Annotated in this window: 1 protein-coding gene; it reads left to right on the top strand. The window is 46.2% G+C overall.

Annotation, left to right across the window (positions count from 1 at the left end; genetic code table 11):
* Nucleotides 1-754 precede the first annotated feature (754 nt).
* Nucleotides 755-3,049 carry a sodium-translocating pyrophosphatase gene (locus MR764_RS20105; RefSeq protein ID WP_247981254.1) on the top strand — a complete coding sequence of 765 codons (2,295 nt, stop codon included), beginning with the start codon at nt 755-757 and terminating at the stop codon, nt 3,047-3,049.
* Nucleotides 3,050-3,180: the final 131 nt, after the last annotated feature.

The raw sequence follows: 3,180 nt of genomic DNA on the forward strand, positions 1-3,180 counted from the left end.
AAACATAAATAGGATTAAAGTTACCGCCGAAAATATGTTATGGAGTAGTTTTCAGGGGTTAGGGGGTACTTCAGAGGTGGGGAGGGGTACTTCCGAAGTACCCCTCCCCACTTCAAAACATACTCGCCGGGCTTCAGAGGCGACTGCAGTCGGCAAAAAGGTGACCCGAGTTACTTCAGAGGCGACTGGAGTAGGCTTTTTACCGACCGGAGTTACCTCGGAGGCGACTGCAGTAGGCAAAATACCGACTGGTGTCGCCTTTTTACCGCTCGCAGTAGGTTCAGAGGCGACTCTGGCAGGCTCCGAAGTAAGTGCTGTTGGTGGGTAAGCGATCGGGGGAATATTTTTGCCCTAACTTGATTGAAAGCAATGCCTTTTCATAAAATGCCCGATCTTCATTTGTTTTTCAGGGATAACAATTTTTACAACAGCTGATCCGTCCAACCGATGTTCAGGCTTCGGTAAACGAAAGCTCCCCAATGATGCTAAATGCTGAAATGGATAAGAAGCCTCGCCGTAAAATTGCGGGGCTTTTTCAGGTGAAATAAAGACTTTCAGGTATTGTTAATTTATACTGAATCAGGAAGAAACAAGCCGCGCAAACCTTTTGCAATTCAATCTAAAATTTATCTTTGTGATAAGAACTAAATAAACGAAACTTACCCTGACCAATGAAAAGTCAGGTAGATGAATTAAGACGATATTACACAGAAATCTAAACCGTAACGATGTTACATTAAAATTTAATCATCTTATGAGCAGTATTTTTATTCTCGTACCCGTCGCCTCTATTCTGGCGTTGGTGTTTGCCTGGATTTTTTTCAAATCGATGATGAAGAATTCGGAAGGTACAGACCGGATGAAAGAAATTGCGCAATACGTTCGTGAAGGTGCAATGGCTTATCTGAAGCGTCAGTACAGAGTAGTAGGGATTGTATTTGTTGTGCTTTTTATACTACTTGCGATTATGGCATTCTTTAAAGTTCAAAATCCTTTTGTTCCGATCGCATTTATTACCGGAGGTTTCTTTTCGGGTTTGTGTGGTTTTCTGGGAATGAAAACAGCAACATATGCATCGGCCAGAACGGCTCACGGAGCTTCGCAGTCGCTGAATAAAGGACTGCAGGTTGCTTTTCGAAGCGGCGCTGTAATGGGGCTGGTCGTTGTTGGTTTTGCGCTTCTCGATATTGCTGCCTGGTATTTGTTTTTGACCCACATTGTATTCACTCCCGACCATATGGTGAATGGATTGCATTTTCTGGGCCTCGATTTTGTTCATACTGGAACTACGGAGCAACAGAAATTGGTTGAGATTACCACTACGATGCTTACTTTCGGTATGGGCGCTTCTACCCAGGCCTTGTTTGCCCGTGTAGGTGGTGGTATTTACACCAAAGCTGCTGATGTGGGCGCCGACCTGGTGGGTAAAGTGGAAGCCGGTATTCCGGAAGATGACCCGCGTAACCCCGCAACCATTGCCGATAATGTTGGTGATAACGTTGGTGATGTGGCTGGTATGGGTGCCGACCTTTACGAATCGTATGCCGGTTCGATTCTGGCTACTGCCGCGCTGGGAGCAGCTCTTCCTGCGGTTGCACTTAAAGAAACCGGGATCGATGCAATTCAGGCAGTTACAGCTCCGATGATCGTTGCGGCACTGGGGATTATCCTTTCAATTGTTGGTATTTTTATGGTTCGGACAAAAGAATCCGCTACTCAGAAAAACCTGCTGAATGCCTTGTTGCTCGGAACAGGTGGTAGCTCGGTTTTAATACTTGTTGCGTTGGTTGGACTTGCATTTGCCGGATGGATCACATGGGGAGTATTTGGTGCCGTTGTGATCGGACTGGCAGCTGGCGTTATTATTGGACAGGCTACAGAATATTATACATCAGACGAATATGCGCCTACAAAAGGCATAGCGAAACAGGCTCAGCAGGGACCAGCCACAACCATTATTGATGGTATTGCAGTAGGTATGGGTTCAACCTGGATTCCGGTAGTAACCATTGTACTCGGAATTATGGGGGCTTTCTGGGCTGCCGGAGGTGCCAACGAATTTGCAATGGGGGTTTACGGAATTGGATTTGCTGCCGTGGGCATGCTCTCTACCCTGGGAATTACCCTTGCAACCGATGCTTTTGGGCCAATTGCGGATAACGCCGGAGGGAACGCCGAAATGTCGGAATTGCCAAAAGAAGTTCGCGAACGCACCGACGCTCTTGATATGTTAGGAAATACAACTGCTGCTACAGGTAAAGGTTTTGCCATTGGTTCGGCTGCACTTACTGCCATGGCACTGATTTCGGCTTACATGGAAGAAGTGCGTTTGTGGTTTGGGAAAATTGCCAAAGCAGGGGAAGGTTTTATTACCAAAGGTGAATACGTTTTTTACAACGATGTGGCCCCGGCCGTTCAAGATGGAATGAAAGCGGTGAAAATATCAGCGGCTTCAGTAAAGGATTTTTCGGCTGCTTACGATATCACACTTTTCAACCCGTTGTTTCTCGGAGGGCTTTTTCTGGGATCGATGATGGCCTTCCTGTTTAGTGCAATGACGATGAAAGCTGTTGGCAGAGCGGCCGGAGCGATGGTGGATGAAGTTCGCCGTCAGTTCCGTGAAATAAAAGGAATCCTGGAAGGTACCGGAACGCCGGAATATGCCAAATGTGTGGAGATTTCGACCAAAGGAGCACAGCGCGAAATGTTGGTGCCATCGTTAGTGGCCATTGTAGTACCCGTAGTTGTTGGTGCCGCAATGGGAGTAGCCGGTGTTATCGGTCTGCTTGCCGGAGGTTTGACCGCTGGGTTTACGCTCGCTGTTTTTATGAACAACGCCGGTGGTGCCTGGGACAATGCCAAAAAATTTATTGAAAAAGGAAACTATGGTGGTAAAGGAAGCGAAGCACACAAAGCGGGTGTGGTTGGCGATACCGTTGGCGACCCGTTCAAAGATACTTCTGGCCCTTCATTGAACATCCTGATCAAATTAATGACAATGGTTTCGGTGGTTATGGCCGGTTTAACCGTTACATTGAGTTTGCTGTAATCAAATTTTGACTAGTCCTAAATAAGCGTTACAGATTATTGGACTAAGTTAATAGATTCACAGACCGTTTCAAAGCTAGCTTTGAAACGGTCTGTTCTTTTATAGCTTTTAATTTTAATGGTATCTTGTTT

The organism is Maribellus sp. YY47, assembly GCF_023111095.1.
Taxonomy (GTDB): Bacteria; Bacteroidota; Bacteroidia; order Bacteroidales; family Prolixibacteraceae; genus Draconibacterium.

Excerpts from the sequence above, each read along its gene's own strand:
- MR764_RS20105 (WP_247981254.1), top strand. The coding sequence starts at position 755 with ATGAGCAGTATTTTTATTCTCGTACCCGTCGCCTCTATTCTGGCGTTG.